The organism is Bradyrhizobium erythrophlei, assembly GCF_042430365.1.
Classification (GTDB): domain Bacteria; phylum Pseudomonadota; class Alphaproteobacteria; order Rhizobiales; family Xanthobacteraceae; genus Bradyrhizobium; species Bradyrhizobium erythrophlei.
Genome location: NZ_JBHMET010000198.1, coordinates 1 through 825 on the forward strand (window position 1 = coordinate 1; position 825 = coordinate 825).

Annotated in this window: 1 pseudogene; it reads right to left on the bottom strand. The window is 61.5% G+C overall.

Features of this window, described 5'->3' with window-relative positions:
* Window positions 1–323 (bottom strand): annotated as a pseudogene (locus tag ACFFWD_RS28965) (group II intron reverse transcriptase/maturase); the annotation flags it as partial.
* Between the last annotated feature and the right edge of the window lie 502 nt (window positions 324–825).

Here is an 825-nt window from a genome sequence, read left to right on the forward strand (position 1 = left end):
CCCAATGGCCTGAGTTTGCCATTGGCCTTCGGTATATACACTCTTCTGATAGGGTCCGGTCGATACGTCTCCTGCCTGAGCGCAAGCGCCAGTTCGCCAAGCCACCGCTGCACTCCGTACACCTCGATGTCCGCGAAGTCCTGACCGTCCACGCCCGGTGCGCCCTTGTTGGAGCGGCACTGGGCATAGGCATGGGCCAAGATGTCTTCCCGGCTGATCTTGTCGTACAGGGCGTAGAAGCGGTAGCCAGCTTCTGCCTTCGCTTTCGCGGGTAACGCCGTCTGCAGTTTCTGAACACTCTTCGGAGTTGATAGGTTGCCCAATCTCCAGGTTCCTCACCACGTCTTTGCGTCTGTCTTGAACTGAGGTCCCTTCCCTCCACCGGCGTTACCCGGCTTCAGCGGTACTACAAACCTCTCCGCCACCCCAAGGCGCCCGGCCTGTCCCTCGCGGGCGTCCGGTTGATCATCCCTGACCACGCCTTGGGGCCTCCCGTGTTGCGTACGCTTTCCTTGTGTACATGCCGTCGCCACTACCCCGGCACAGCGACTGGAGGTATTGCTTCGCTCACGCCGCCCCAGTCGTGTCAGCCTTCCCTGATATGGCCGTCAGGTCGGCCTGTGCATCGTCCTTTTCGAGGCTTGCTCGGCGTTCACTCGCGTTACGGCCTGCACACTCGCGCGGTCACCGTATATCGTGACACGCTATCCGAAGGCTTCAGCCACTTCGTCACCTCCATAGCTGCTCCGGTTGCTTCCGGCTGGAGCGTTTGCCGGGTGGGACTTGCACCCACTGGAAAGCGCCGCCTTATCACGGCGCACGCCA